Here is a 24,584-nt window from a genome sequence, read left to right on the forward strand (position 1 = left end):
GGGGGGGGTACTTTTCCGGTACTGCCTTCCGCTCGCGCGTCCCGCTCTCAGCCCTTCATACCCTTCAACCGCTCTTCCATCGCCTCGGCCTCCGCGTTCTTCGCGAACTTCCGGTAGAGCTTTGCGAGGGTGGTAAGCGATTCGGCCACCTTCGGGTGGTCCGGCCCGAGTCCCTTTTCCCTTATTGCGAGTATGCGCTTGAAGAGTTCTTCGGCCTTGTCGTAGTTGCTCAGGCAGGTATAGCAGACGGCGAGGTTATTCATGTGCGGCACGAGGCTCGGGCTTTCGGGGCCTGCGAGCTTCTCCTTCAACTCCACCAATCGCTTCAGGAACGGTATGGCCTCGAGGAATTTTTTCTGGCGGCAGAGCACCCCCCCGACGTTGGCAAGCGATTTTTCGGCGTCCGGGTGCGTCGGCACGATGACCCTCTTTCTTATTTCGAGCGCGCGCCTGAACTCCTCCTCGGCCTCCCGTATCCTGTCGCTCGCCTCGTAGAACTTCGCTATGTCGTCGAGGCATTCGGCCACCTCCGGGCTGTTCTCGCCTAAAGCCTGCTCCATGATGGATAGGGCGTTTTTAAGGAGTGGTTCGGCCTCCACGGTATTGCCCGCCGCCGCGTAGACCCTTCCGAGGCTCCTCTCGGTAAGCCCGGTCTCCTGGTCCCTGGGGCTCAGGACCTTCTTCCTCATGGCCAGGGCCCGCTTGAAGAGCGGCTCCGCCTCGTCGAGCTTCCCCTGTCTCCTCATGTACTCGCCCTCGGAGTGCAGGACGTAGGCCAGCCGCGCGTCCTCGTAGCCTATGGCCTTCTTGTGTATGGCGTGCGCCCGCTTGTAGAGGTGCTCGGCCTCCGGGTACCTTTCGAGGTCGGTGTAGAGCTCGGCCATGTTTATAAGGGAGAGCGCCATGTCCGGATGGTCCTGCCCGTAGCAGCCCTCCCTCATGGCCATGCAGCGCTTGTAGAGCGAGAGGGCGTCGTCGTATCTCTTCCATACGCGGTAGAGCGTGCCGAGCTCCTCGAGGTGCGTGGCGACCTCCGGATGCTCCTTTCCGTACGTATTCTCGTTTATCTCCACCGCAAGCTTAAGGAGTTTTTCGGCCTCGGCGTACTTGCCCTGCTTCGTGTTTACGGTGGCGAAGTTCATGACCGAGGTAAGGGTCTGAATGTCGTCCACCCCGGCCTTTTTATATATGTCGAGTATCCGTTTATAGAGGGCCTCGGCCTCTTCGAACCTGTCCTGGCTGCCGTAGAGGAAGGCCAGGTTATTTAGCGCCGGGGCGGATTCGGGGCTCTCCTCGCCGCAGGATTTTTTATATATGTCGAGCATGCGCTCCATCAAGGCCTCGGCCTCGTGGTAGCGGTGCTGTGTCACGTAGAAGGTGGCGAGGTCCTCGAGCGTCGCGGTGACGTAGAGGTGGTCCTTGCCGAAGGCCTTCTCGCATATCGAAAGCGCGCGGTCGAAGAGCTGTTCGGCCTCGGTGTCCCGGCACCTCTCGGCGTAGAAGCGTCCGAGGTTGCCCCAGGCCCTGGCCACGAACGGGTCGGCCGGGCCGAGCGCCTGCATGCATATGTCGACGGAGCGCTTGTGGTACTGCTCGGCCTCGGTAAACTTGCCGGAGAGGTTATAGAGGTCGGCGAGGCCGCTGAGCGTGTCGATCGTCTGCGGGGAGGGGCCGAAGAGCTTTTCGTATATGGACAGGGCCTTCTGCATCATCTTTACGGCTTCGCCATAACGCCACTGCGCCTGGTATACGCCGGCGAGGTTTTCGAGCGACTGGCAGATGTCGGTATGGTGCGGGCCGAGCGTCTTCTCCCTGATTTCGAGCGCGCGCCTGTGGAGCGGTTCGGCCTCGGCGAGCCTGCCGCGCACCAGGTAGAGCGCCCCCATGTTGTTCAGCGCGAAGCCCACGGCCGGGTCGTCCGGACCGAGCGCCCCCTCGAGCACGTTCATGGACTCCTTGCAGAGCGGCTCGGCCTCGTCGAGCCTGAGCCTGTTTATGTAGATCTCCGCCAGGCGGCACTTGAAGAACCCCACCTCCGGGTGGTCGGCCCCGATGGTCCTCGTCCATATCCTCATGCCCCCGTTCATGAGCGGCGTGCCTTTGGTGAAGTCGTTCTGCGTGGCGTAGAAGAGGCCGAGGTCGGTCATGGAGCGCGCGAACTCCGGGTGGTCGTTGCCGTAGGCCTCCTCCGCGGCCTCGAGCGCCTCGCGTCCGGCCTTCTCGGCCTCGTCGACCTCGCCATCCATCATGAGCTCGTTGAACGTATCCCTGAGCTTTTCGAGCTTCTCTTTTTTCCCGAACCCGAATACCATATGCGCCCCCTTGATATTACAGTGGCGTTTTCGTGACAGTCCCGGCCGTGGCGTTTCAGCGGCAGTCCCGGACGTAAGACTCCGCGTAAGATTGTAGCTCTTTTTGCCTGAAAATAAAAGCGCTAAAAGGTGTTCCTTTATCCGCTTTTGTGGTAAAAGGCGGGAGATAATATGGGAAGCGAAAAGGACAAGAAGAGGTGCGGGTGGTGCGTGTCGGACCCGCTCTATGTCGAATATCATGACACCGAGTGGGGGGTGCCTCTCTACGACGACTTAAAACTCTTCGAGTTCCTCGTTCTCGAAGGTGCGCAGGCCGGGCTTAGCTGGCTTACTGTCCTTAAAAAACGCGAGAACTACCGCAGGGCGTTCGCCGGGTTCGACCCGGGGAAGGTGGCGAAGTTCAACGAGAGTAAGATAGAAAAACTCGGTAGTGGGTCAGTTTGAATTAATCAAGGCGAAAATATCAGCCCCCGCTGGAACCAGAATAAAAACCCCGCATTCAACAGGGTGTCTGGGGGGCCAAAAAATCCCCCCTTTCCCCTCAATTCTGCTATAATTATATATAAGCATGGTTATATATTTCCTCTTGACAGGGGGAAGATTTCAGTATATAGTCTGCACAATCGAATTAATCCCCCACCTTTGCACTGCAACGGTGGATGTATTACCTCCGGGGGGTTGAGGTGTAAACCTCAACCCCCCGTACAATTTAGAGGGAAGGCGGCATAAGCATGGCAGACGACCGAGTCGTAATATTTATCGACGGAAGTAACTTCTATCATGGGCTCAAAGGCCACTGCTCAGGGAAAACAAAGATAAATTTCGAAAAATTTGCAAATAAACTCGTAAACGGAAGGAAGTTAGTAAGAACATACTATTATAATGCTCCCGTCGACCAACTGGAAAATCCTGAAAAATACAAAGCCCAACAAAAATTCTTTTCGGCTCTTGACAGAGTACCATACTTGGAGCGCTCTTTAGGAAAACTTGTTAGGCGCACCCGTTCTTTTACATGTAGCAGTTGTAAAAAGGTTGACAGTACGGACTTTCGCATGGAAAAAGGGGTTGATGTGAGCATAGCGGTTGACATGTTGGTCACAGCACACCGGGATTTATACGATATTGCAATTTTAGTGTCTGGCGATGGTGATTTTGAAAAAGCAATGAGGGGAGTAAAAGATACGGGGCGCCATGTCGAAAACGCATATTTTAAGGGAGGACACTCTAACCTGTTAATGAAGGAATGTGATAAATTTACTGAACTCAGCAAAGACTTCTTGAAAGGTTGTTGGTAAGACCCCCTCCCTTTGAATCCAGCAATGCCAAAATATCCTCAATCTCCCAAAGCTTGTTAGTTACGCCAGCTTCCATAGCCGGGGTTACTCGGAGCGTCTTATGTATCCGGCAGAAGTTATAGTACATAAAATGCAGGGCCACGGCGTGGGCCAGATTCTCCACCTTCTTGGAAAAGCCATTTGTCAGCCTCGTAAACCGCCTCATGCTCATTCTCATGGTTAGGTTCTGCCTCTCCACGTAGCTTGTGGATATTTTCTTGGAATCAGGTTTCCCGTTAATGGGCTTCTTTTCCGTCCCCATGCACTTTGCAGGGCTGTAACGGGTCTGATTCTCCTGTACCGTCCCATAGACCTTGATTAGCTGACTGTAATCAACGTCGGTCCCAAAGGCGTAGTCTACGGCCTCTAAATAGGCCTTATAGCCATCTGTGGTTAGCTGTATGCGGTTTTTGAGGCGGCTTGCCAAGTCCCCCATGAACCTCTTGGCAGTCTTTACGTCACGCCTTCCTATGTGCCAGCTCGGAACCAATTTGGTGTCGGCGCATATAGCCGTCCACGTCCATATATCGCCATAGCCGAACTTCCCCTTCTTTTCCTCCGGCACGTTCTTTTTCTTGGCGTAGCAGAAGGACCATATCTCGTCACACTCAATGCGTGTGCTGGACAGGTTACGGAAGGCTTTATCCTGATACTCCGAGCAAGCCTCCCCTACGTCCTTCAAGAGCTTTAGGACCGTACCCTTCGCCGCCCCTGTCATACGGCAGGTAGCCCGGATGGAATTCCCCTCTACTAACGCGGCTATTATCTGTTTCTGCTTATCTCTGCTCAACCTGTTCATGACTATATTATACTTGACCGCTCAAGCATTGTCAAGCTTTATTTTGCTTGTAAGTTCCCCCTGTCCATAATAAAATGTGCCTTGCAAGCGGCGAATATATTAATATAACAAAATTGTTATATTAAGGTCAAGCTCAAAAACCTTGACATAGCACAAATTTGTGATATTATATGAGTGATTGGACACTTTGGCAGTTCAGGGACATTATAGATGTATTCCTTGTTGGGTGTAACGAAGAGACGCGAGACGTTCTTTTACGTAGACTGGATATCTTATCCCAAAAAGGTTCTGCGTGTAGGCGGCCAATTTCTGCACCTCTAAAAAATACAGATGGCTTACTTGAATTGCGAGCCAAAGCAGACAACCAACAAATACGCTTATTATATTACTTTAAGCCAAACAAAAAAATAGTATTTGTCCATGCTTTCTATTACCCATTAAGACCCCGGTATATAGAGCAGGCACAAAAAAATAGAAGAAAAATTGAAGAAGGGCAGGAGGATTTACATGACTTCGATTACACCCATTAAGTTAGAACTTGCAGAAAAACTCGAAAGAGATAAGGGTTTTAGAGAGAGATTCTTTCGTGGTCAGGCACAAGATGAAATCGCAATGAGCATTAGAGTATTGCGAGGGAAAAGGAATTTACGCCAAATTGATTTAGCCGAAGAGTCAGACATGAAGCAATCTGCCGTTTCGCGAATCGAACAGGCTGAGTATTCAGCATGGAGCTTTAATACTCTGTTCCGTATAGCCGATGCTTTAGATGCGCGGTTAAAGATAGTTTTTGAACCAACAGAAGAGGTTGTTGAGCAATATAAGCAAAAAGAGGCAGATGCCGAAGCGCAATTTGAACAGCGCGCACCGTTACATACATCAGATGCAACAAAAACCGAGGTAGAAGGACCATCTAAGGCGGCACCTTCTCCTCCTTCTATTTGCTTTCCCAGAGGGCATGGAATGGCTATGGCGGCTAATTAAAAATACTTAGGAGACTAATTATGGCCAAGAAGAAAAAAGAACAGGAAATAAAAGGGGGGCTCCCTATCGAATGGCATGTACCAGACACTATAATTACTCGCTTTGTTACCAACATGACGGTGCAAGTAATAGAGTATGAATTTAAACTTTCTTTCTTTGAACTTAAACCAGAAATCATCTTAGGTCCCACTCCAAAACTACCTAAAAAAATTAAAGCTGATTGCGTAGCAAGTGTAATTGTGACTCCTGATAGGCTGGCTTCTTTTATAAAAGTTTTAAAGGGCCAACTCGACTTATATAACGAGGCAAAAAAAGCTACTACTTCTTCTTCCCCCACCGAGCCGTAGCGGCCTTCTTAGCTATCTCTTTCCGCTTCTTAGCGGAGAGCTTCTCAGCCCGTGCCTTACCCCCCTTGAGGCCCCCCAGTCTGCCGAGAGCGACGGCGGCGGGGTTCTTCTCCGGCTTAGGCTCCTCAGTCTCCCCTGTGGCCTTCTGGACTATCGAGGAGGCCAGCACGTTTACGTCCTCGTCCTTCTTTTCCCTCTTTTTTGCCATACCCCAAGTTTAGCATAACCGCTCAAGCATGGCAAGGGGGAGATTTCTCAAACTGACCCACTACCAAAAACTCCTTCAAAATCCCGGCATCATCCGCAATAACCTTAAGGTCAGGGCCGCGGTCACCAACGCCCGGGCCTTTCTCGGCGTGCAGGACGAGTTCGGCTCGTTCTCTGAGTTCAGCTGGCGCTTCGTCGGGGGCGGGCCGAAGGTAAACCGCCGGAGGAGGGTCGGGGACCTGCCCGCCAGGACCAGGGAGTCGGACGCCTTCAGCGCGGAGCTCAAAAAACGCGGCTTCAAGTTCGTCGGGTCCACTATCATGTACGCCCACATGCAGGCCACGGGCATGGTAAACGACCACACGATAGACTGCTTCAGGTATAGGGAACTTATCTAAGGAACAAATATCGCCCAGTCGGAAAAGGCCGGGCCGTCTCTGCCGCTTGTATCATCGTTGCGTGGGCTTTAATTCAATCTCTATCTCCACGGGAGGATCTCCATCCTTTACTTCTATTCCCTCCTTAACAAAAAAGTCATAGCCGTATTGGACTATTTTAACAGTATATATTCCTGAAGGAAGTCCATAAGCTTCAAAATTGCCCTTTGCATCTGACTGTGCCATAGCTATTGAATAACCCGATGATTTACTGCCGAGCACCATGACCTTTACATTTTCGATTCCTTGATTTGTGCTTTCTGATAAAACTCTGCCCTTAATGGAAAGGTTGGAACTATCCTTTTTAACGACTATATCAATATTTTTTGTTTCATCGCCACCGACTATTTTTATCCCTCCTGCATCCGTTACGGCGGCTCCTGGAACAAATGCACTGACTATGGCATTCTCCGTATCCGGCAAGCCACCGATTTTATAAAATCCATTCACATCTGTAATAGCAAAAAATTGATAACCACCTTCAGCGCTAGCATCAACCTTTATACCGACATAAGGTGTCGTACCATCGCCCTTAAAAACCCTGCCCGAGACAAAACCCGCTTTTTTAACCGTATAGTTATTATTTACGATGTTTTTACCGGCGGTGACCGTAACTTCGACGGTTTTTTTATCCGAATAGTAGTCGGCCTGAACCAGCTCCCTGCCTATCAAAGATACACTATAAACTCCTTCCGTGGCGCCACGGATGACATAGAACCCCTTTTCATCGGTAGAACTTCTTATAACATAAGATTCCGCGCTATTCATTTTAACGGCCCTGACGGTCAGCCCCGCGATTGGAACGCCTGTCTCGTCCTCCAGCACATACCCCGATATGGTGCTGTAGACCTTAGCCGAGGCCGCCTGCGGTAAGGCAAGCGCCAGAAAGAAAAGAGCCGACAGAATCTTTTTCATCACTCTAACCTCCTTCGAAAGTTCGGGTTTTCTTCTGTATGCCCCGGTCCGTAAAAACAGGGCGCTGCGGGGCTGTTGAAAAAATTTCATATTGTCACCCTGAACTTGTTTCAGGGTCTCGTAACACACCGACTATATCAGATGCTGAAATGAATTCAGCATGACATATCGCACTATTTCGGGGTTTTTCAACAGCCCCGCTGTCCCAGGTTTTTCTGAGTAGCGTCACTGTACGATAAAGTAGACCATGTATTTTCCCAAATGGGTCGCCATAAAGGGTAACAGTAAAAACAGACCGAAGGACAGGCACTGCGATTTAAAATGGCCATAAGCGGTATTTTTTCTTATCAAAACCCCTAATTGTTTGATTTCAAACAAGACAAGAGGAAGAAAAATAAAAAATAGAGTGAACCCATAGAACAGGCCATACCCAAGTAACATTCGAACATACCCGGCTTGCTCAAAAAAACTATACACCAACAGACAGGCACCGAACGGAACGGTTACTTTAAGTGACTTCGAGAACTCGTATAAACGGTCAAGCCACTCGTCCCTTTTAAAAACCATCATGATGGCCAAGTAAAAGAAGCCCCATGCAAGTAAAGCATTAACCACGGCAAACAACAAAACCATATTGCCGTCATAAAAGAAGTCCCAAAGGTCAAACAACTTACTATTAGACCACACAGAAAACATCTTAAACAAAGTATTCCCGATAAAAAAAGCTCTCAGGAATGGAAAGGCTACAACAATAAAGGTCTTGTATTTTTTGTTATCTTCCATGGCCGTCCTCTCTTGTTAAGGAATTAAAGGGGGGCAATGCCTGAGCGGCGGCCCATCGGGCCGCCGCTCTCCCGGTCCGCTCAACTCCGTCTCCCCTCCGGGCCGCCGACCAGAGAGAAGATGGACGTGCTTACTATTACCCCCAGGAAGATCACCGACACCGCCAGCCCCGTAAGTCCGTACTTGAGCTGCGTGACGACTTCGGAGAAGACCGGCACTCCCCCCCCGCCCGCATTCGGCTCATAGCCCATGGCGAAGAGGAGCGGTATCAGGAGGAACGTTACGTTGGAAAACGCCACCCAGAACATGGCGCGCTCCTCCGTGCCGCAGAGCTCCGTCAGCATCTTTTTCAGGTGCGGCCCCATATATACGACCACCGAAAGGCACGTCAGTGCCACCACCCCGATGCCGATTAGAAAGAGTATGTTGATATCCATTTTCCTGCCTCCTTTCAGTCCTGCTCAGGTTAGCTGAAGTGCCTCTTTATCTCCGAGGCGTAATGGACGCCGTACCAGTCCGCGTTCTCCTCGAGCCACGCGCTGAACCTGGTCGGGCACGTCGGGGGGCCGAAGGAGACGAGCGTATCGGTCCCGAGCTTGTCCACCTCGTCGCGCGTCAGGATGACGTCCCCCACGATCGGGTTCAGCATCGTCGTCAGGAGCTGCGCCAGCCGGGGCGGGCAACTGAAGAGTAGCGCCCGGCTCTTGACCCTCTTGCGGATGAGGTATACGAGCTCCTTGAAGGAGTAGGTCTCGGGCCCGACGGCGTCTCTTACGACGTTTTCTTCTTTCCCGGCGAGCTCGACCGCCAGCCGTGCCACGTCTTCGCCAAAGACCGGCTGCAGCCTGAAGTCCCCCGTGCCCGGGATAGCAAAGGCCGGGAAGCGCCGGAGGAGCCAGGCGATGTTGTTGAAGAGTATGTCTTCCCTTCCGAAGAGCACCGTCGGGCGCACGATGGCATACGAGAGCCCCGACTCCTTCAAGGTGCGCTCCATAAGGGCCTTCCCCCGTAAGTACCCGGAGGTCGAGTCCTCGTCCGGGTTGGTGATGCTTACGTGGACGAAGCGTTTTACTTCGGCCTCTGCCGCCGCGCGGATGAGGTTCTGCACGTTTGCCACGGCCTGGCCGAAGGTGGTCCGCCCGTGGTTGAAGCGCACCCAGTAGGTGTTGTAGACGGTCGAGGCCCCCCGGAGGCTCTCGACCATGGCCGAGGGGTCGTCGAAGTTGAAGGGGCGGACTTCCACCCGGCCGTCGAAGGGGTCGGGCCGGTCGGGGTGGCCGGTCAGCGTCCTCATCCTTATGCCGTGCTCCAGGAGGAGCTTCGTTATGTACTTGCCCGTAAAGCCGAACGCGCCGGTTACGACGTTAAGCTCTTTGGCCGGCTCTTTACTCCGTTCTTTATTCCGCACCTTATTTTGCACCTTGGGCCTCCTTTCCGTTAAGCGCCGTGAAGGGGATAGCCTTCACAACTTTCAGTATTTTCCAAACGTTACAGGGAAATTTTTTTAGCCCTTCCCCCCCTTCCCCTTATTCATCGAAAAGCCGGAGAGGAACGAGAGCACGTACCGTGCCTTGTCCTCGTCGGCGAGGAACCTCTCGCCAATCGTGTCCAGGGTGGCGAGTATCTCCTCCATCTGTTTGAGCCTCGCGTTCACCCCGGCGTTCGAGCCCTTCTTCATGTGCGGCAGCGCCTCCCTCACGGTCTCCATCACCGGGTCGAACTCGCGGCGCTTGCGCTCCTTTACTATCGCGACGAAGACCTTCCAGATGTCGGGCTCGGTCACGTAGTAGTCCTGCCGGTCGCCGGGCTCCTTCATGAGCCTCACCACGGTCCAGTTCCGGAGCTCCCGGAGGCACATGCTCGCGTTGCCGCGGCTCATCTTGAGGCGCTTTGCGATGTCGTCCAGGCTAAGGGGCTCTTCGGTTACGATAAGGAGGGCGTGGACCCTGGCCATGGAGGTGTTGGTCCCCCAGACGGAGCCCATCATGCCCCAGGATTCGACGAACCTGTCGACTGTTTTCCGGTCGGCGGTCTTCTTGTCGGCTTTTCTGTCCATTCGGGCTTCCTCCGTCGGTCTGTCCCGTTAGTTCTCTGTGTTCAGTATATTCTGAATATACCATAGGTTCTTTATCCTGTCAAGTGGTTTTCCCGGCGCGGACGGCCCTCCTCCTTCCCTTCCCCCCCCTTCCCCCCGCCGTAGCTCTCCTTTGCCGCTTGACACACTTCGTGCCCGGTTATATGCTAATGAAGCGCCGCCGGTCTTCGGCCGCGTAAAGGAGAAGGCCCGTGCCCGGAAACCTGAAACTCATAATGCCTCCCGAGGAGATTCACCTCCTCGTCCTGAGACTCGCCGCCGAGCTCCGGCGCGACTACGCCGACAAGAACCCCGTCATGGTCGGGGTCATGAAGGGCGCCTTTGTCTTCCTCGCGGACCTGATGCGCGCGATGAAGATACCCTCGGAGATAGAGTTCATCCGGGCCGGGAGCTACGGCAGGCGCGACACCCCCTCCACGGAGGTCCGCATAACAAACGACGTGGAGACCGGTATCAAGGGCAGGCACGTCGTGCTCGTCGAAGAGATAGTAGACAGGGGACGCACCGTGAGCAAGGTGATGGAGCATCTCAAGGGAAAGTCCCCGGCCTCGCTGAAACTCTGCTCGCTTTTCATGAAGCGGGTCGAGGACGGACATGAGGTAAGCCCCGACTACCTGGGCGCGGAAATAGACAGGGGCTTTGTCGTGGGCTACGGGCTCGACTATAAGGAGGAGTACCGCTACCTAACGGGCCTCTACGTCGTCGGCGCCGGGGGCGTCGGGGGGGAGGGGGGCGAGGAGTAGTATGGAACTCCCGCGCGTCATAGAGGCGCTCACGCGCCCCGGGGCCTACCCCGAAAGGCCCGAAAAGGTCGGCTTCGAGCAGACCCATATCTCTTACCTCTTCTTCACCCCGGAGTTCGTCTACAAGGTAAAGAAACACGTGGACTTCGGCTTCCTCGACTTCACGACCCTCCAGAAAAGGCGCCACTTCTGCGAGGAGGAGGTGAGGCTCAATAGCAGACTCGCCCCCGGCGTCTACCTCGGCGTGGTGGAGGTGATAGAGACCGAAGACGGCATCTTCATGGAGACGGACCATGAGGGGGGGGAGGAGGGGGAGGGCAGGACGGTCGAGTACGCCGTCAAGATGAAGAGGCTCCCCGAAGACGGTATGCTCGACACCCTGCTCGTCCGCGACCGGGTCGACGCCTCCCTCATGAAGAAGGCCGCCGGGGCCATAGCCTCCTTTCACCGGACCGCCGAGACCTCTGAGCATATCGCCCACTTCGGCGAGCCCGGGACGATCGAGAGGAACACCGAGGAGAACTTCTTCCAGGTCTCGGACTACATAGGGCGCACCATCACCCAGAAACAGTTCGACGACATAAAGGCCTACACCAAGGGATTCTTAAGCTCGCATAAGGGCCTCTTTATCGAGCGCGTGAAGGACGGCTTTATAAGGGACTGCCACGGCGACATACACTCCGAGCACGTCTCGGTTGCCGACGGCATCTCCATCTTCGACTGCATAGAGTTCAACGAGCGGTTCAGGTACTCCGACACGGTGGCGGATATGGCGTTCCTCGCGATGGACCTGGACTACCACGGCAGGGGCGACCTCTCGCGGACCTTCGAGGACGCCTACTTCTCGCTTACCGGCGACGAGGAGGGCAGGGAGTTCCTGGACTTCTACAAGTGCTACCGGGCGTTCCTGAGGGGCAAGGTCGAAGGCTTTAAGCTCGCCGAGCCCGAGGAGAGCGAGGAGGACAAGAGGGCCGCCGCCGAGCTGGCGAGGCTCCACTTCCACCTCGCGCACCTTTACGCCACCGGCGGCTACAGGCCCGTCGTGCTCGCCGTATGCGGCCTTTCCGGCACGGGCAAGAGTGCGCTCGCTCGCTCGCTCGGGCACCGCGCCGGCATAACGGTCCTCTCTTCGGACGCGGTAAGGAAGGAGCTCCACGGCGTCGCTCCGGACGAGCATCGCTTCGAGCGATACGGCGAGGGCATCTATTCCGGGGAAGCGACCGAGAGGACATACGAGGAGCTTATGGAGAGGGCGGGGGCGATGGCCGCCTCGGGCCGCTCGGTCATACTCGACGCCACGTTTTCGAGGGGCGAGTTCCTCGACGCGGCCAAGCGGGCGGCCTCGGACGCGGGCGCGCTCTTCCGGGTAGTGGAGTGCACGGCCGACGAGGAGGCAGTGAGGGAGAGGTTTGAGAAACGCGGGGCCGCCGAGGGGGAGAAGGGGGGGAAGGGGGGCGGGGGGGCCGTATCCGACGCGCGGTGGGAAATCTATCTCAGGCAGAAGGAGTCCTTCGAGCCTGTCGCCCTGCCGCACCTTACCATAACCTCCGACGCCCCGCCCGACGAGCTCGCCGGAAGGGTCATAAGGCGGCTCTTCTGAGGGGGTTCATGGGAAGAGGGAATAATAAAAGAGCGGTAGCATTTTCGGTTTTAATCGCTTTTTTTCTGATGGCGGGCTCTAACGTCTCCGCCGAGATATACTCTTCCATTTCGGGCAGGGTGATTGCCGAAGACACCGGACAGGGAATGGAAGGTGTTAGTGTTGTGCTGTTAGGGCTGGGAAGTGAGGTAGAGAGGCACGACACAATAACAAAAGAAGACGGCCTGTATGTGCTGGAGAATTTAAAGCCGGGAGATTATCTGCTGGGATTTGGTAAAGACGATATTCCTTATATACAAGAGATGCCGAATATATTTGTTACCGTGCCCATGGGAAAAAACCTGGTAAACGTCAATTACGTTTTTAAGGTCGGTGGTGGTGTCTCCGGCACGGTTTATGATGCCGACGGCACTACACCATTGGATAGGATTACCGTGTCTGTGATAGTTCCGGATCAACCGGACGATATTGATGCTGCCGATGCCGAATTAACTGACAGCAACGGCAAATATTTATTGCTGGGCCTGCCCGAGTCTGACAAGGCTGTTGTAACGGTACGCGTTCGCGGCCACGCCAAATTAACCAGGGAGGTTACGATCAGGAAGGGCGAGACCACCCCGAATGTTAACTTTGTGGTCAAGTGGGACGATATTACCGGAATCAGTGGGCATGTGAAGTCGTCGATTGACGGCAGCCCAATAAAGAACGCAGAAGTAGTGTTATGGGATGCTTCTGAAAAACGCGCCGGCTATGCATACACAGATGAAGCCGGGAACTATTCCATATTAGGTTTGCCGCCGGGCAGCTACCAAGCGGCCGCTTTTTGGCCTGGGGGTGGCGGTTGGGTCAGGGAAATGGATATTTTAATAGAATCGGGCAAGACAACTGAGGTGAATTTTGAGTTTGATATGCCGGCACCCACATCGAGGAGTGAGGAAGGTATACTGGGATTGCTTGCCGCCTTATCAGGGGACACGGTACTTGTCTCGGGAGTTAAGGAGGCCGGACCCGGGATCCGTCCGGCCGGTAAGATTTCGGTTGAGCCCTAACCGGCCCTGTGGTTTAATAATAACTTATGGAAGGTAAGGGGAAAAGGGAAAAGATTTCGGTGGTGCTCGTAAGCGGCGGGGTCGACAGCGCCGTCACCGCGGCCATTGCCGCCCGGGAAGGGGAGGTAGCGCTCCTCCACGCCAACTACGGCCAGAAGACCGAGGCCCGCGAGTTCGACTCCTTTAACTCCATAGCCGGCCACTACGGCGCGCAAAAAAGGCTCGTCGTAAGGCTCGACCACTTCAAGGATATCGGCGGCTCGGCACTTATCGACCATGATATAGAGGTCCCCGAAGGCGATATCGGGAGAGGGGACATACCCATGACCTACGTCCCGTTCAGGAACGCGCACCTCCTCTGCGTCGCGGTCTCCTGGGCCGAGACAATAGGCGCGGGGAGGGTGTACATAGGGGCGGTGGAAGAGGACAGTTCCGGCTACCCGGACTGCAGGGAGGGGTTCTTCAAGGCCTTCGAAGGGGCGATAGAGCAGGGCACCAGGCCCGAGACGAAGATAGAAGTGGTAACCCCGCTCATACACATGAGCAAGGGCGATATAGTCAGGAAGGGAGTGGAGCTCGGCGCGCCCTTCCACCTCACCTGGTCGTGCTATAAGGATTCGCGCCGCGCCTGCGGCCGCTGCGACTCGTGCCTCCTCAGGCTAAAGGGCTTTAAAGAGGCCGGGGTGGAAGACCCGATCCCGTACGAGTAAGGGGGGAGAGGGGGGAGGATATATTAATGACGTTCCTTGAGTTCGTGAAGATAAAAAAGGGGATAGACCCCGAGGGCAAAGACACCGGTGAACTCATGGACGAGTACTACGACGAGTACACCGAGTTTCTTATGGGCGTGAAGGACGGCTGCGGCACGGATTAGCTTTCTTCCATTTTCCACCTCCCTCCCTTGTCAGTAGGGGTAGCGGGGATGGCGCGGCCAATAGGGGTAGTAGGGATACGGGTAGAACGGGTCATAAGGGGGATACCACATGGGCGGGTAGTCCGGGTAGGCGGGGTAGGGGGGGTACTCCTCCTCATACGTGTCCGTGAGCGTGACCTCCACGGGCTCGACCACCGGGTAGGGGTACTCCATCGAGCCTATCTTTCTCGTTACGACCCCCTTTACGAAACCCACGACCGTTATCCCCCTGTCCGGCCGGTATACGAAGGGGTCGAGAAAGCCCGGGGCCTCGATCATGAACCTCCCGCCGAACCCTTTTCCGGTCGGTTTGTGGCTCATGTTAAGCCTGCTCGAGAGTATCTCCACGCGGGTCGTCTTATCGAGGTTTTCGGAGGCGATGATTATGCCTCCCCATAAGACCTTGCGGCCGATGTACTCGTCGGGGTTGGACTGCACCAGCGGGACCGTAACGCTCTTGTCCACGTCCCTCAGCACGGCCGGGGAGACGGCCGAGCAGCCGGCGAGGAAGAGGGCCAGAACGGTTGTTGCAACCATTATAGGTACAATACTTCTCATACCTATATTCTAAGGCCAATCGGGGGGTTCGTCAATGCCTGAAATATACGACGCCGCGGAGCTCGAGGCCGCGAGGCTTTCGGCCTACGCCGTAAAGAGCAAGAACTCGCGCGGCAGGCGCCACGCCGAGACGGAGCACGAATTCCGTACCGCATTCCAGCGCGACAGGGACCGTATCATCCACTGCAACGCCTTCCGGAGGCTCGAGTACAAGACCCAGGTCTTCGTCTACCACGAGGGAGACCACTACAGGACGCGGCTCACCCACACCATAGAGGTCGCCCAGATTTCCCGCACCATCGCCCGCGCACTCGGCCTTAACGAGGACCTCGCCGAGGCCATCGCCCTCGCCCACGACCTCGGCCACCCCCCCTTCGGCCACACCGGAGAGAAGGTCCTTAATAAGCTAATGGCCGGGCACGGCGGCTTCGAGCACAACGCCCACAGCCTCCGCATAGTCGAGGAGCTCGAAAAGCGCTACCCCCGCTTCCGGGGTCTTAACCTTACCTGGGAGGTCAGGGAGGGTATAGCAAAGCACAGCTCCGAGCACGACAGGCCCGGCATGTCAGAGGAGTACGAGAAGGAAAAGTCCCCCTCGCTCGAGGCCCAGATAGTGGACATGGCCGACGAGATCGCCTACAACAACCACGACATTGACGACGGACTCTCCTCGGGCATGCTCTCTGCCGGGGACCTCGAAGGGGTCTCGCTCTGGCAGGATACCTTCGACGAGGTAAGGGGTGAATTCCCCGAAGCCGACCCCAAGATACACAAGTACCAGACGGTGGTCCGCATAATAAACCGCCAGGCCACGGACCTGGTCGAGACGGTCCGCCGGACCGTCGTTGAAGAGGGGATCGGATCCCTCGACGCAGTAAGGGACAGGGCCAAGCCCGTCGCGCGCTTCAGCCTGGAGATGAAAGAGAAGAACCTGGAGCTCAAGAGGTTCCTGAGTAAAAAACTCTACAAGCACTACCGGGTCCTCCGGATGGCGGACAAGGCCGAGAGGATACTGAGAGATCTCTTCGGCGTGTACGCGAAAAAGCCCGACCTCCTGCCCCCGCACTTCCGCTCGGAAGTGGAGCGAGTCGGCAAGGAGCGGCTCATCTGCGACTACACCGCCGGCATGACCGACCGCTTCGCGCTCGACGAGCATAAGAAGTTATTCGACCCAAACGAGCGCGTTTAGCCAAACCGCCGATTTGCCCGCCATGCTTCGGTCCGTGACGGACAGCAATAACTCCGTCCTTACTCCTCCCCGTTCACCCTGAGCCTGTCGAAGGGCCTGCGGGCCAAAATGCGCGGCTGCCTCGTCTGACGGGCAACTTGCCGGTTTGGGCGCGTGACGCGCGGCGATTTAAAAAAAACCGCTCACCCTGAGCCTGTCGAAGGGTGAGCGGTTTTCGTATTCGCTTCGGTGTGGGGTCTGCCCTTGTTGCTATGCTTCGCCGTCTGTTTCTGGCTTCTCTGGCGCGATAAATTCTTCGAGCATCTTGATTGCAAATTCTAACCCATTATTTTTAAAGTCATGCAAGTGCCAGGTTGACTGCGTAAAATCTTTGGCCTCAGCTAATGCACCTTTAATTAGCTCTAATAGCTCCCGCATGAAATATAGTTCATTTGAAAACTCGCGACAATCTGCTTTAAATGTTAGGCGCCGTATAAGTTTGTAGCGTTCTTTAAAAGCATCGCTGACCAAACGCTTGTTGGCGTTAGGCGTTTTTTTGTAGGCGTCAAAAAACTCTTCGGGCTTAATGTTATGAAAAATCGGAACATTCCAGTAGCAGGGGTCGGTACTGGAAATGTTGTGGTCATAGGAAGCGATTAGTCCATAGAACTCGCGTGGATCGGTAACCATATAGTTCAGAAGTTTGGCGACACTTTCTTTTTCCAGGGCACACATTTTTTCCCGGCTTTTTCTTAGAAAATATGCTTTGATGTTTTCTAAATATGGCGATTCGTTATAAGCATAGACAAGACCACCGTATGATCCTGCCAGGTGCTTTTTAGCTGTTTTTCCCTGCTTAGGTAAACGGTTTTTTTTGTAAAGATGGTCAATATATTCGGTGGCATGTTTTTCAATTTTTTTAGGCGTATCAATTTCTTCCGGCAACTTGAACCCGTATCTTTCTTTTCGCAGTAAAATGCCATAGGTGTGAAATATTTCGCCGGGTTCTGTGTATTGATGTTGGGTCAACTTCTCAAAGACCGAGCCGGTTAGTTTCTCATCCTCTTCGTCTTCAAGGTCTCCAAGGTGCCATAACCTAACCCAGTCGGGTCTATTCTCGTCTTCAAGGTGTTTGCTGTTATCGAAGCTCTCGTAGATTTCATCCGGCACTATATTGGTTTCGCAGAGAATGTTGGCCCATAATTTATCGGGTAAGAGTATGTTAAAAGTCCTAATGTTGTGGTGTTCGAGGAAGTCTCCAATCGCCTCGTATTTGTTCTCTTTCGGTTCCTCTTCGTCTTTGCCGCGATTTAAATGGTCAACAACCGAATCTACAACTTTTGCCTCTTGTGCGGCATTAATGTTACGAATGTCCTTTTCTTTTATCAATCCTAACTGCAATTCGTATCCTAAACGCACAAATATGCTGAGGAACTCCTCCATCAGTTTCTTGTGCTCGCGATACTTCTTGTCAAGCTTTTCCCATAGGTAGTCGAAGTCCCTGATTGCATGGGAAAAGGCGCGGTAGTTTGCTGGGTTTTTTCCTGCTTTATTCTTAACCGTTTCGAATATCTCTATGAGGAGTTCTTTGTTTTCTGAAAGCTTTTTTTTGCTCTTCTTGGCGTTCTCTTTTATCAGCGAATCGATAACGGTCTGTATATCGCTCTCTATTTTGAAGGTCTTGCCTATTACCTTCTCCTTGATTCGATGATATCTGGGGATTTGTTTATTTGCATTCTCCTTCAGGTCACTTTCAATCTCGTCATCGTTTGCAACTATGATAACTTTTTGCGAGTCATGTTCAACGAAGCTGTTGATATAGCCAAGCACTTTCCCTGTCTCGATGTTGCACCGCTCAAGATCGTCAAAAACGAGAATTTTATCACGGAGTTTTTTCTGGTAATTTATGTAATCGGAAATCTTTAGATCCGAGTCTTTAAGGCTTAAGCCGAGCCGGAGCCCTACTCTAATAATCTTTCCGACTATCTCAGCGCCCTTGGAATTGAGATCTGGGTGGAGTTGCTTAAAAAATTGCTCGTCAATATCATCAGTCGTGCCCAGTCCGTTAAGGCTTATATAGATAAATCTACTTTCGTTCGGTTCGTCCTTTGCCAGCGGACTATCGTTATCTGCAGCCTTCATAAATTTTTCGATAAACCATGTTTTGCCGGAGCCCCAGTCGCCGTTTATAAGAACGGCAAAGTGCGGGGTTTCGCATTTTTTGCTTATGTACCACTTTAAATATTCTTCAATATGTTTGTTAGGTTTGCTCATGTCGCGATTCTCCGTTCATATGGGTTCGTGGCTTGCTATATTAATACGTGAGAAAATACCCCCCGACAATCCTACCTCCCCTTCGGAATAAACCAGGGACGGAATAAACCAGGGACGAATAAACCAGGGACAGCGACCGTTTTTTTATACAGCCGTCAAAAAACCAGACTCCTGTCGGCGGAGTTTCATTTGTAAAGTTTCAGAAACGCCTCTTCCGTCAATCCCGCCCTTTTTATCTGGTTCAAGAGCAGTCCTTTTTTTATGGACTTTCCTTTATGCACGGGGATCGAAAGGATATTCGCATTCCCCGGCCTTGTCATTATTACATGGCTCCCGGTCTGTCTTGCTACAACCCACCCGGCACGTTCAAAGGCTTTTACGACCTTTTCAGGCTTAAGGTTGTGCAGTCCCTTCATTACGCAGAAGCTTTCTTCCTTTTCCTCTCTTTGACTTCCGTCGCAATCTCAAGGCACCCTTTTATGGCATCCTTTATCATCTCAAGAGCTTCCTCCACGGTATCGCCCTGAGAAGCGCAACCCGGAAGGGCCGGGCACTCTACCCAAAAGCCCCCATCTTCAAGGTCTGGATGCAGCTTGACAGAATAAGCCTTGCCTTTGACCGTTACCGTATATTTTCTATCCTCGCTTAATTTCGCAACCTCTCCATTAAGCTCTTCGATAATTTTTCCTATAGCTATACTCATCACAAATTGTCCCCTGGAAAGGGTGTCAAGCACGGCCCTCTGTTTGTCCACAATCGCGAAAACGGTACCCCCGTCTGTTACAAGGCGCATCTCCGCAAGGGGTTTTTTAATATCCGGGAAGTTCTTCTTCAAATAGCTAACCGCCGTTCGTATCTTTTGGAGGCTTATCCCCTTGTCTTTAAAAGTCTTCGCTACCTTAAGCTGTACAAGGTCTTTAAAGGAATAAAGCCTCACAGATCCATACCCGGCCGCCTCCTTTATCGAGGGCTTGATAAAATGACTCCTGTCCCAGTGGTCAAGCTGTCTGTAGGTAAGCCCTGTGAGCTTGCAAGTCGTTTTTGCATTAAAGGCCATAAGAACCCTCCCCTCTATTGGTATTATAATTACATCGATGTTATTATAATACTGGTAAACTGAAAGAATGTCAAGGAAATTGTGGAGGGAGTGAAAAGGCAAGCCGATTTTCCCCGGACCACAAAAACCGGTTGAGTCCCGCCCCTTTAAGTGGTAATATCTGTTCAGTTTTCGACCTTTTAGCCCCAACGAAGAGATCGGGAAAAAGAGCAATTTTAAGGGAGGAGGAAGCCATGCCGGAGGAGAAAGTAGTTATCTACGGCAAGGACACGTGACCATACACAACGGCGGCCCGTGAGGATTACGCCAAAAGAGGTTGCGATGTCGAGTACGTTAACGTCCAGGCCGACGCCTCGGCAATGGAGAAGATGCTCGAGGCGAGCGGCGGCAAGAGGGACGTGCCCATTATAGTCGAGGCCGGTAAGGTAATCGTCGGCTTCGGCGGCACGTGAGGGGTCTAACCCCCCGGCCGGCGGTTCGTCGGCCAGAAGCTGAAACCGGAGAGGGTCCAGGGCGGCCTGCGACCGTTCGGCGCACAACTATCTAAATTCAAGGAGGCAGTGTAAAGAGTGGAAAAGGAAAGAACATTATCCATAGTAAAGCCCGACGGGGTCAGGAAGAACGTCGTCGGAGAGGTAATAGGCAGGTTCGAGAAGGCCGGGCTCAGGCTCTCGGCCGTTAAGATGGCGAGCCTCACTCAAGCCCAGGCAGAGGGCTTTTACGCGGTACACGCGGAAAGGCCGTTCTTCAAGAGCCTCACCGAGTTCATGACTTCCGGCCCGGTCGTGCTCATGGTCCTCGAAGGCGAGGGGGCGATAAAAAAAGTACGCGACATCATGGGCGCCACCAACCCGGCCGATGCCGCCGAAGGCACCATACGCAAGGAGTTCGCCGACTCCATAGAGTTCAATATAGTACACGGCTCGGACGCGCCCGAGACGGCCGCCTTCGAGACGGGCTACTTCTTCAACGCACTGGAGAGGTTCTAAGCAAGCTAAAGGCGCATGGAGACAATAGAAAAGCTAAAGACGCATTACGACTTCACGGCCAACGACGTCAAAAATCTGAAGTTCCTCCTGCCCGCGATGGAGGAGTGCAAGGAGGAGTTCGCCAAGGAGTTCTACGACCACATAAACAACTTCGACGAGACCCCGAGGTTCCTGAAGGACCGGGAGGTCATAACCAGGCACCAGGCCGCCATGAAGGACTGGTTCGTGGCGCTCTTTGCGGGCGAGTACGGCTACTCCTACTTCAGGCACCTCGAGCAGGTGGGGCTGGCGCACGTAAAGATAAAACTGAGCGCCCATTACGTGAACGCGGCCATGCACTTCGTAAAGCAGTTCGCCGTGGGGTGCCTCAAACACCACGTGAAGGACCCGGACGAGCTCCCCTACATCACGCGCTCGGTCGAGAAGATCCTCGACATGAACCTCGACGTCCTCACGAGCTCCTACATAGAAGAGGAGAGGGCCCTCTTCCTCTCGCAGAGGGTCGAGTCCTTCCTGATCCAGGCCGCGAACCGCTTCTCCTACGGCCTGAATCTCGTGCTGCTCCTCGGGCTCGTGGCGCTCGGGCTTATGGCAATGGTGCTCTTCGCCTACGACCTGACGCACATATTCGGCGGGGACATAGAGAAGGGCCTCCTCGCTACGCTCGGAAGCCTCCTTCTGCTGTGGGTGGTGATAGAGCTCGTGGATACCGAGATAAGGCACCTGAAGGGAGAGAAGTTCGCCATCAAGGTCTTCGTGAGCGTGGCCCTGGTGGCGGTAATAAGGAAGATACTTATCTCCACCATATCGTCGAGCCAGGTGGCGGAGACGGAGCTCTTCTCCCTTATAGCCGCGGTCGCGGTGCTCGGCGGGGTCTACTGGCTTATATCGAAGACCGAGTAGCCGTAGAAGGTCGTCGCCGTTCCTCCCTGGCTTTCCCCGGTCCGTCCCTTTCCATTTTATAACTATGAAGAACCTGAAAAACTTCACACACGACGAGCTCGCGGGGGTGGTCAAGGCTCTCGGTGAGAAACCGTATAGAGTCGCGCAACTCTACGGGTGGCTCTTTGCAAAAGGGGCTCAGAGCGTCGACGACATGACCGACCTTCCCGGCGAGTTCCGCGAGGCGCTAAAAGAGAGGTTTTGCATAAGGGCGCTCGAGCTAATCGAGATCCGGACCTCTTCGGACGGCACCATGAAGCTGCTCCTCGGGCTCGAAGACGGCGAGGGGGGGGAGGGGGGGGAGAGGATAGAGAGCGTCATCATCCCCGAAGGGGAGGAGGGCAGAAGGCTTACGCTCTGCGTCTCCACCCAGACGGGCTGCGCGCTCGGCTGCGTTTTCTGCATGACGGGCACCGCCGGGCCGGGCCGGGACCTGACGCTCTCGGAGATGGTCGGACAGGTGGAAGCGGCCCGCAGTATCATTGTAGGGGACGGCGGGGAGAGGATAACCAACGTGGTTCTCATGGGCATGGGTGAGCCGCTCCTTAACTACGACGAGGTCTTAAAGTTCCTGGGTGTCCTGACGGACCCGAAGGGGCTCGGTTACTCTCCGGGGAAGGTTACGCTCTCGACGGCCGGAGTGGTGCCCGGAATTGAAAAGCTCGGAGGGGATATGCCGGTAAACCTCGCCGTCTCGCTGAACGCCACGACCGACGAGGTGAGGGACCGGCTCATGCCGATAAACAAGAAGTACCCCCTGAAACTCCTCATGGCCGCGCTGCGGGAGTACCCGCTTAAGCGGAGAGGGCATATCACCATGGAGTACGTGCTCATAAAGGGCGTGAACGACGCGCCCGCCGACGCCCGGAGGCTCGTGAACCTGCTTCACGGCATACCGTGCAAGATAAACCTGATCCCCTTCAACCCGTTTCCCGGCTCTGAGTACGAGCGTCCCGACGATAAGAGCGTTAAGGAGTTTCAGGGGATACTCGTTCGTGCTCGCTACACGGCGGTCGTAAGGACGAGCAGGGGGGCGGACATAGAGGCCGCCTGCGGCCAGCTCCGTGGGAGAAGGGGGGAGAGGGGGGGCGGGGGGGGCGGCAACTGAGCTACCTTTATGGACGGACACAGCTACATAGCCGGTCGTAGAACGGAATTCATCATATGCGTTCTGCTTGCCGCGGTGACCATTGGGCTCTTCTGGCAGGCGCGCACCTTCGAGTTCCTGAACTTCGACGACAACGTGTACATAACCGGGAACCCCCGGATGCACGAAGGCCTGACGCCGGAGGGTATCGAGTGGGCCTTTACCACCACGCACGGGGCAAACTGGTTCCCGCTCACATGGCTGTCTTTCCTGCTGGACTACGAGCTCTATGGCCTGGACCCCTCGGGCTATCACCTGACGAACGTCCTGTTGCACGCGGCCAATACGTTGCTTCTGTTTATTGTTCTGGCCGGTATGACGGGCTCCCCCTGGCGGAGCGGGTTCGTCGCGGCGGTCTTTGCCGTGCACCCGCTGCATGTGGAGAGCGTGGCCTGGGTAAGCGAGCGGAAGGACGTCCTGAGCACGCTCTTCTGGATGCTCGCCATGTGGGCCTATCTCGGCTATACCGAAAAGCCGGGGGTTAAGAGATACCTTTTAGTCGCCCTCTTCCTGGTGCTCGGGCTTATGAGTAAGCCCATGCTCGTGACCCTGCCGCTGGTGTTTCTCCTGCTCGACTGGTGGCCCCTCGGCCGTTTCGCCCGAGGGGCGCGGAGCCTTATAATCGAAAAGATACCGCTGCTGGCCCTCTCGGTCGTCTTCTCCGTCGTTACCTACGTCACGCAGCAGGGAGGGGGGGCGGTAAGGTCCTTCGAGCAGTACCCTCTATGGGTGCGCGTTTCAAACGCCCTTATCTCGTACGTGTCTTACATGTGGAAGGCGATATGCCCGCATGATCTGGCGGTCCTCTACCCCCACCCCGGAGATGCCGTGTACGTCCCGCACGGCGCGGGTGCGGCGCTGCTACTCGTTGCTATAACCGCCACGGCGGTCCTGGCAAGGCGGAGGTATCCGTACTTCCCGGTGGGCGGGTTCTGGGTTGTTGGGACCCTCGTCCCGGTAATAGGGCTCGTGCAGGTAGGGGGCCAGGCCATGGCGGACCGGTATATGTACGTGCCGCTCGTGGGGCTTGCCATAGTATCGGCCTGGGCGGTCCCGGAGTTTTTGGGCCGGGTGCCGGGCCGGACCCGGCTGCTCGGCGCGTCGGCGGCCGTGGTGCTCGCCCTGCTGGCCGTAGCTACCTCCTTTCAGCTGCGCCACTGGCGGACGAGCGTTACGCTCTTCACGCACGCACTCGCCGTAACGGAAGGTAACGCCGGCGCGCACTATAACCTCGGCGTCGCGCTGGTCGAAAGGGGGGAGACGGAGGGGGCCGTCGTGCATTACAGAGAGGCGATACGGGTCAACCCGGCTTACGCCGAGGCCCATAATAACCTCGGGCTAGCCTACGGGGAAAAGGGGCTCATACGCGAAGCCGTGGAGGAGTTCGGGCTGGCCTTGAGAATAAGACCTGATGATGCGGAGGCCCACAATAACCTCGCCATAGCCTACCACAGTCTGGGCCGGATGGACGAGGCCATAGCCGAGTACCGGGAGGCCCTCGGGCTCAAGTCCGGCCTCGTGGAGGCCCACTATAACCTCGGGCTCGCCTACGGGGAGAAGGGGCTCAGGGAGGAGGCGAGGAGGGAGTTCGAGCTCTTCTTGCGGGCTAACCCCGGTGACGAGGAGGCGCGCGGGAAGCTGAAGGAGCTTGACGGCCGATAAGGTTTTTAAGGACCGCTTCGGAAGTTGTGCCGCCTCAGGCGGTAAAATCGCTTGACCGTGCACTGCGGTTAATGATAAAAAACACCGTTATAGCACTTTATATTTAAAAGATTTTTAGATGTCGGGAGAAGCGATGGAAAAGGTAATAGGCGTCATAGGAGGGAGCGGCCTCTACGATATGGAGGGGCTCACCGGCGTAGAGGAGGTCGAGGTGGAGACCCCCTTCGGCCCCCCCTCGGACGCTTACGTGACGGGTATGCTGGGCACGGCGA

Annotated in this window: 27 protein-coding genes and 2 pseudogenes; 17 read left to right on the plus strand and 12 right to left on the minus strand. The window is 54.8% G+C overall.

All coding sequences use genetic code 11. The features are described 5' to 3' along the window. Window positions 1-47: 47 nt before the first annotated feature. Entirely contained in the window at window positions 48-2,312 is a 2,265-nt protein-coding gene (locus V3W31_01650; GenBank protein ID MEE9613642.1) for a tetratricopeptide repeat protein, read from the minus strand. A gap of 171 nt (window positions 2,313-2,483) precedes the next feature. Between V3W31_01650 and V3W31_01655 the strand changes: the two are divergent. After that, window positions 2,484-2,738: pseudogene (locus V3W31_01655) on the plus strand (DNA-3-methyladenine glycosylase I). A gap of 305 nt (window positions 2,739-3,043) precedes the next feature. Beyond that, window positions 3,044-3,607 carry an NYN domain-containing protein gene (locus tag V3W31_01660; GenBank protein ID MEE9613643.1) on the plus strand — a complete coding sequence of 188 codons (564 nt, stop codon included), beginning with the start codon at window positions 3,044-3,046 and terminating at the stop codon, window positions 3,605-3,607. Here the strand turns inward: V3W31_01660 and V3W31_01665 are convergent. After that, window positions 3,576-4,445 (minus strand): IS1 family transposase, encoded by an 870-nt coding sequence (locus V3W31_01665; protein MEE9613644.1) that lies wholly within the window; start codon window positions 4,443-4,445, stop codon window positions 3,576-3,578. The two genes, V3W31_01660 and V3W31_01665, sit on opposite strands and share 32 nt — an antisense overlap. A gap of 507 nt (window positions 4,446-4,952) precedes the next feature. On the opposite strand from V3W31_01665, the gene V3W31_01670 reads away from it, so the two are divergent. Then, on the plus strand, window positions 4,953-5,426 hold the full coding sequence (locus V3W31_01670) for a helix-turn-helix transcriptional regulator (protein ID MEE9613645.1): 474 nt from the start codon (window positions 4,953-4,955) through the stop codon (window positions 5,424-5,426). 20 nt (window positions 5,427-5,446) lie between these two features. Continuing rightward, window positions 5,447-5,773 carry a hypothetical protein gene (locus V3W31_01675; protein ID MEE9613646.1) on the plus strand — a complete coding sequence of 109 codons (327 nt, stop codon included), beginning with the start codon at window positions 5,447-5,449 and terminating at the stop codon, window positions 5,771-5,773. Here the strand turns inward: V3W31_01675 and V3W31_01680 are convergent. After that, window positions 5,745-5,981 (minus strand): hypothetical protein, encoded by a 237-nt coding sequence (locus V3W31_01680; GenBank protein MEE9613647.1) that lies wholly within the window; start codon window positions 5,979-5,981, stop codon window positions 5,745-5,747. The two genes, V3W31_01675 and V3W31_01680, sit on opposite strands and share 29 nt — an antisense overlap. A gap of 64 nt (window positions 5,982-6,045) precedes the next feature. Here V3W31_01680 and V3W31_01685 point away from each other — a divergent pair. Continuing rightward, window positions 6,046-6,378, plus strand: a pseudogene (locus tag V3W31_01685) (DNA-3-methyladenine glycosylase I). 51 nt (window positions 6,379-6,429) lie between these two features. On the opposite strand, the gene V3W31_01690 reads toward V3W31_01685, so the two are convergent. From V3W31_01690 to V3W31_01710, 5 genes are all read right to left on the minus strand, one after another. After that, entirely contained in the window at window positions 6,430-7,332 is a 903-nt protein-coding gene (locus tag V3W31_01690; protein MEE9613648.1) for a carboxypeptidase-like regulatory domain-containing protein, read from the minus strand. A 225-nt stretch (window positions 7,333-7,557) separates the two neighbouring features. Further along, the gene (locus tag V3W31_01695) at window positions 7,558-8,115 is read right to left on the minus strand and encodes a hypothetical protein (GenBank protein MEE9613649.1); all 558 of its coding nucleotides are present in this window, start codon (window positions 8,113-8,115) and stop codon (window positions 7,558-7,560) included. Window positions 8,116-8,195: 80 nt separating this feature from the next. Continuing rightward, a complete protein-coding gene (locus V3W31_01700; GenBank protein ID MEE9613650.1) occupies window positions 8,196-8,552 on the minus strand; it encodes a hypothetical protein in 357 nt (118 codons plus the stop codon). A gap of 29 nt (window positions 8,553-8,581) precedes the next feature. After that, window positions 8,582-9,535, minus strand: a complete 954-nt coding sequence (locus V3W31_01705; protein MEE9613651.1) for an NAD(P)H-binding protein — start codon at window positions 9,533-9,535, stop codon at window positions 8,582-8,584. A gap of 84 nt (window positions 9,536-9,619) precedes the next feature. Then, window positions 9,620-10,171, minus strand: coding sequence for a transcriptional regulator (locus V3W31_01710; protein ID MEE9613652.1), 552 nt, complete (start codon window positions 10,169-10,171; stop codon window positions 9,620-9,622). 230 nt (window positions 10,172-10,401) lie between these two features. Between V3W31_01710 and hpt the strand changes: the two genes are divergently transcribed. From hpt to V3W31_01735, 5 genes are read left to right on the plus strand one after another with little or no spacing between them, the layout of a single operon-like run. Next, complete coding sequence (gene hpt / locus V3W31_01715; GenBank protein ID MEE9613653.1) at window positions 10,402-10,953, plus strand: hypoxanthine phosphoribosyltransferase; 552 nt, start codon at window positions 10,402-10,404, stop codon at window positions 10,951-10,953. A gap of 1 nt (window position 10,954) precedes the next feature. Continuing rightward, window positions 10,955-12,553 carry an AAA family ATPase gene (locus tag V3W31_01720; protein MEE9613654.1) on the plus strand — a complete coding sequence of 533 codons (1,599 nt, stop codon included), beginning with the start codon at window positions 10,955-10,957 and terminating at the stop codon, window positions 12,551-12,553. Between the two features lie 8 nt (window positions 12,554-12,561). Further along, window positions 12,562-13,602 (plus strand): carboxypeptidase-like regulatory domain-containing protein, encoded by a 1,041-nt coding sequence (locus V3W31_01725; GenBank protein ID MEE9613655.1) that lies wholly within the window; start codon window positions 12,562-12,564, stop codon window positions 13,600-13,602. Between the two features lie 26 nt (window positions 13,603-13,628). Then, window positions 13,629-14,312, plus strand: coding sequence for a 7-cyano-7-deazaguanine synthase QueC (gene queC, locus V3W31_01730; protein ID MEE9613656.1), 684 nt, complete (start codon window positions 13,629-13,631; stop codon window positions 14,310-14,312). A 26-nt stretch (window positions 14,313-14,338) separates the two neighbouring features. After that, the gene (locus V3W31_01735) at window positions 14,339-14,476 is read left to right on the plus strand and encodes a hypothetical protein (GenBank protein MEE9613657.1); all 138 of its coding nucleotides are present in this window, start codon (window positions 14,339-14,341) and stop codon (window positions 14,474-14,476) included. Between the two features lie 30 nt (window positions 14,477-14,506). Here V3W31_01735 and V3W31_01740 read toward each other — a convergent pair whose 3' ends face one another. Further along, complete coding sequence (locus V3W31_01740) at window positions 14,507-15,052, minus strand: Slp family lipoprotein (protein ID MEE9613658.1); 546 nt, start codon at window positions 15,050-15,052, stop codon at window positions 14,507-14,509. A 55-nt stretch (window positions 15,053-15,107) separates the two neighbouring features. On the opposite strand from V3W31_01740, the gene V3W31_01745 reads away from it, so the two are divergent. Beyond that, complete coding sequence (locus tag V3W31_01745) at window positions 15,108-16,262, plus strand: deoxyguanosinetriphosphate triphosphohydrolase (protein MEE9613659.1); 1,155 nt, start codon at window positions 15,108-15,110, stop codon at window positions 16,260-16,262. Between the two features lie 249 nt (window positions 16,263-16,511). Here the strand turns inward: V3W31_01745 and V3W31_01750 are convergent, their stop codons facing one another. The 3 genes from V3W31_01750 to V3W31_01760 form a co-directional block, all read right to left on the minus strand. Then, window positions 16,512-18,515 (minus strand): P-loop NTPase fold protein, encoded by a 2,004-nt coding sequence (locus tag V3W31_01750; GenBank protein ID MEE9613660.1) that lies wholly within the window; start codon window positions 18,513-18,515, stop codon window positions 16,512-16,514. Between the two features lie 185 nt (window positions 18,516-18,700). Continuing rightward, window positions 18,701-18,931, minus strand: coding sequence for a type II toxin-antitoxin system HicA family toxin (locus tag V3W31_01755; protein MEE9613661.1), 231 nt, complete (start codon window positions 18,929-18,931; stop codon window positions 18,701-18,703). After that, a complete protein-coding gene (locus V3W31_01760; GenBank protein ID MEE9613662.1) occupies window positions 18,931-19,674 on the minus strand; it encodes a MerR family transcriptional regulator in 744 nt (247 codons plus the stop codon). Before V3W31_01760 ends, V3W31_01755 begins: the two co-directional genes overlap by 1 nt. Before the next feature lie 131 nt (window positions 19,675-19,805). Here V3W31_01760 and V3W31_01765 point away from each other — a divergent pair, with 131 nt between their 5' ends. From V3W31_01765 to V3W31_01790, 6 genes are all read left to right on the plus strand, one after another. Then, a complete protein-coding gene (locus V3W31_01765; protein ID MEE9613663.1) occupies window positions 19,806-20,024 on the plus strand; it encodes a UXX-star (seleno)protein family 1 in 219 nt (72 codons plus the stop codon). A gap of 117 nt (window positions 20,025-20,141) precedes the next feature. Next, window positions 20,142-20,561, plus strand: coding sequence for a nucleoside-diphosphate kinase (gene ndk, locus V3W31_01770; GenBank protein ID MEE9613664.1), 420 nt, complete (start codon window positions 20,142-20,144; stop codon window positions 20,559-20,561). A 15-nt stretch (window positions 20,562-20,576) separates the two neighbouring features. Beyond that, window positions 20,577-21,464 (plus strand): protoglobin domain-containing protein, encoded by an 888-nt coding sequence (locus V3W31_01775; GenBank protein ID MEE9613665.1) that lies wholly within the window; start codon window positions 20,577-20,579, stop codon window positions 21,462-21,464. A 64-nt stretch (window positions 21,465-21,528) separates the two neighbouring features. Further along, the gene (gene rlmN, locus V3W31_01780) at window positions 21,529-22,611 is read left to right on the plus strand and encodes a 23S rRNA (adenine(2503)-C(2))-methyltransferase RlmN (protein MEE9613666.1); all 1,083 of its coding nucleotides are present in this window, start codon (window positions 21,529-21,531) and stop codon (window positions 22,609-22,611) included. 9 nt (window positions 22,612-22,620) lie between these two features. Continuing rightward, entirely contained in the window at window positions 22,621-24,312 is a 1,692-nt protein-coding gene (locus V3W31_01785; GenBank protein MEE9613667.1) for a tetratricopeptide repeat protein, read from the plus strand. A gap of 133 nt (window positions 24,313-24,445) precedes the next feature. Continuing rightward, a partial coding sequence (locus tag V3W31_01790) for an S-methyl-5'-thioadenosine phosphorylase (GenBank protein MEE9613668.1) occupies window positions 24,446-24,584 on the plus strand: 139 nt, incomplete at its 3' end.

The sequence above is a fragment of the Thermodesulfobacteriota bacterium genome (assembly GCA_036482575.1).
GTDB lineage: Bacteria > Desulfobacterota > GWC2-55-46 > GWC2-55-46 > JAUVFY01 > JAZGJJ01.

What these genes read in the sequence shown, in the direction of transcription:
- V3W31_01650 (MEE9613642.1), bottom strand. Translation starts at nt 2,312, where the DNA reads ATGGTATTCGGGTTCGGGAAAAAAGAGAAGCTCGAAAAGCTCAGGGAT.
- V3W31_01660 (MEE9613643.1), top strand. Translation starts at nt 3,044, where the DNA reads ATGGCAGACGACCGAGTCGTAATATTTATCGACGGAAGTAACTTCTAT.
- V3W31_01665 (MEE9613644.1), bottom strand. Translation starts at nt 4,445, where the DNA reads ATGAACAGGTTGAGCAGAGATAAGCAGAAACAGATAATAGCCGCGTTA.
- V3W31_01670 (MEE9613645.1), top strand. Translation starts at nt 4,953, where the DNA reads ATGACTTCGATTACACCCATTAAGTTAGAACTTGCAGAAAAACTCGAA.
- V3W31_01675 (MEE9613646.1), top strand. Translation starts at nt 5,447, where the DNA reads ATGGCCAAGAAGAAAAAAGAACAGGAAATAAAAGGGGGGCTCCCTATC.
- V3W31_01680 (MEE9613647.1), bottom strand. Translation starts at nt 5,981, where the DNA reads ATGGCAAAAAAGAGGGAAAAGAAGGACGAGGACGTAAACGTGCTGGCC.
- V3W31_01690 (MEE9613648.1), bottom strand. Translation starts at nt 7,332, where the DNA reads ATGAAAAAGATTCTGTCGGCTCTTTTCTTTCTGGCGCTTGCCTTACCG.
- V3W31_01695 (MEE9613649.1), bottom strand. Translation starts at nt 8,115, where the DNA reads ATGGAAGATAACAAAAAATACAAGACCTTTATTGTTGTAGCCTTTCCA.
- V3W31_01700 (MEE9613650.1), bottom strand. Translation starts at nt 8,552, where the DNA reads ATGGATATCAACATACTCTTTCTAATCGGCATCGGGGTGGTGGCACTG.
- V3W31_01710 (MEE9613652.1), bottom strand. Translation starts at nt 10,171, where the DNA reads ATGGACAGAAAAGCCGACAAGAAGACCGCCGACCGGAAAACAGTCGAC.
- V3W31_01720 (MEE9613654.1), top strand. Translation starts at nt 10,955, where the DNA reads ATGGAACTCCCGCGCGTCATAGAGGCGCTCACGCGCCCCGGGGCCTAC.
- V3W31_01725 (MEE9613655.1), top strand. Translation starts at nt 12,562, where the DNA reads ATGGGAAGAGGGAATAATAAAAGAGCGGTAGCATTTTCGGTTTTAATC.
- queC (MEE9613656.1), top strand. Translation starts at nt 13,629, where the DNA reads ATGGAAGGTAAGGGGAAAAGGGAAAAGATTTCGGTGGTGCTCGTAAGC.
- V3W31_01735 (MEE9613657.1), top strand. Translation starts at nt 14,339, where the DNA reads ATGACGTTCCTTGAGTTCGTGAAGATAAAAAAGGGGATAGACCCCGAG.
- V3W31_01740 (MEE9613658.1), bottom strand. Translation starts at nt 15,052, where the DNA reads ATGGTTGCAACAACCGTTCTGGCCCTCTTCCTCGCCGGCTGCTCGGCC.
- V3W31_01745 (MEE9613659.1), top strand. Translation starts at nt 15,108, where the DNA reads ATGCCTGAAATATACGACGCCGCGGAGCTCGAGGCCGCGAGGCTTTCG.
- V3W31_01750 (MEE9613660.1), bottom strand. Translation starts at nt 18,515, where the DNA reads ATGAGCAAACCTAACAAACATATTGAAGAATATTTAAAGTGGTACATA.
- V3W31_01755 (MEE9613661.1), bottom strand. Translation starts at nt 18,931, where the DNA reads ATGAAGGGACTGCACAACCTTAAGCCTGAAAAGGTCGTAAAAGCCTTT.
- V3W31_01775 (MEE9613665.1), top strand. Translation starts at nt 20,577, where the DNA reads ATGGAGACAATAGAAAAGCTAAAGACGCATTACGACTTCACGGCCAAC.
- rlmN (MEE9613666.1), top strand. Translation starts at nt 21,529, where the DNA reads ATGAAGAACCTGAAAAACTTCACACACGACGAGCTCGCGGGGGTGGTC.
- V3W31_01785 (MEE9613667.1), top strand. Translation starts at nt 22,621, where the DNA reads ATGGACGGACACAGCTACATAGCCGGTCGTAGAACGGAATTCATCATA.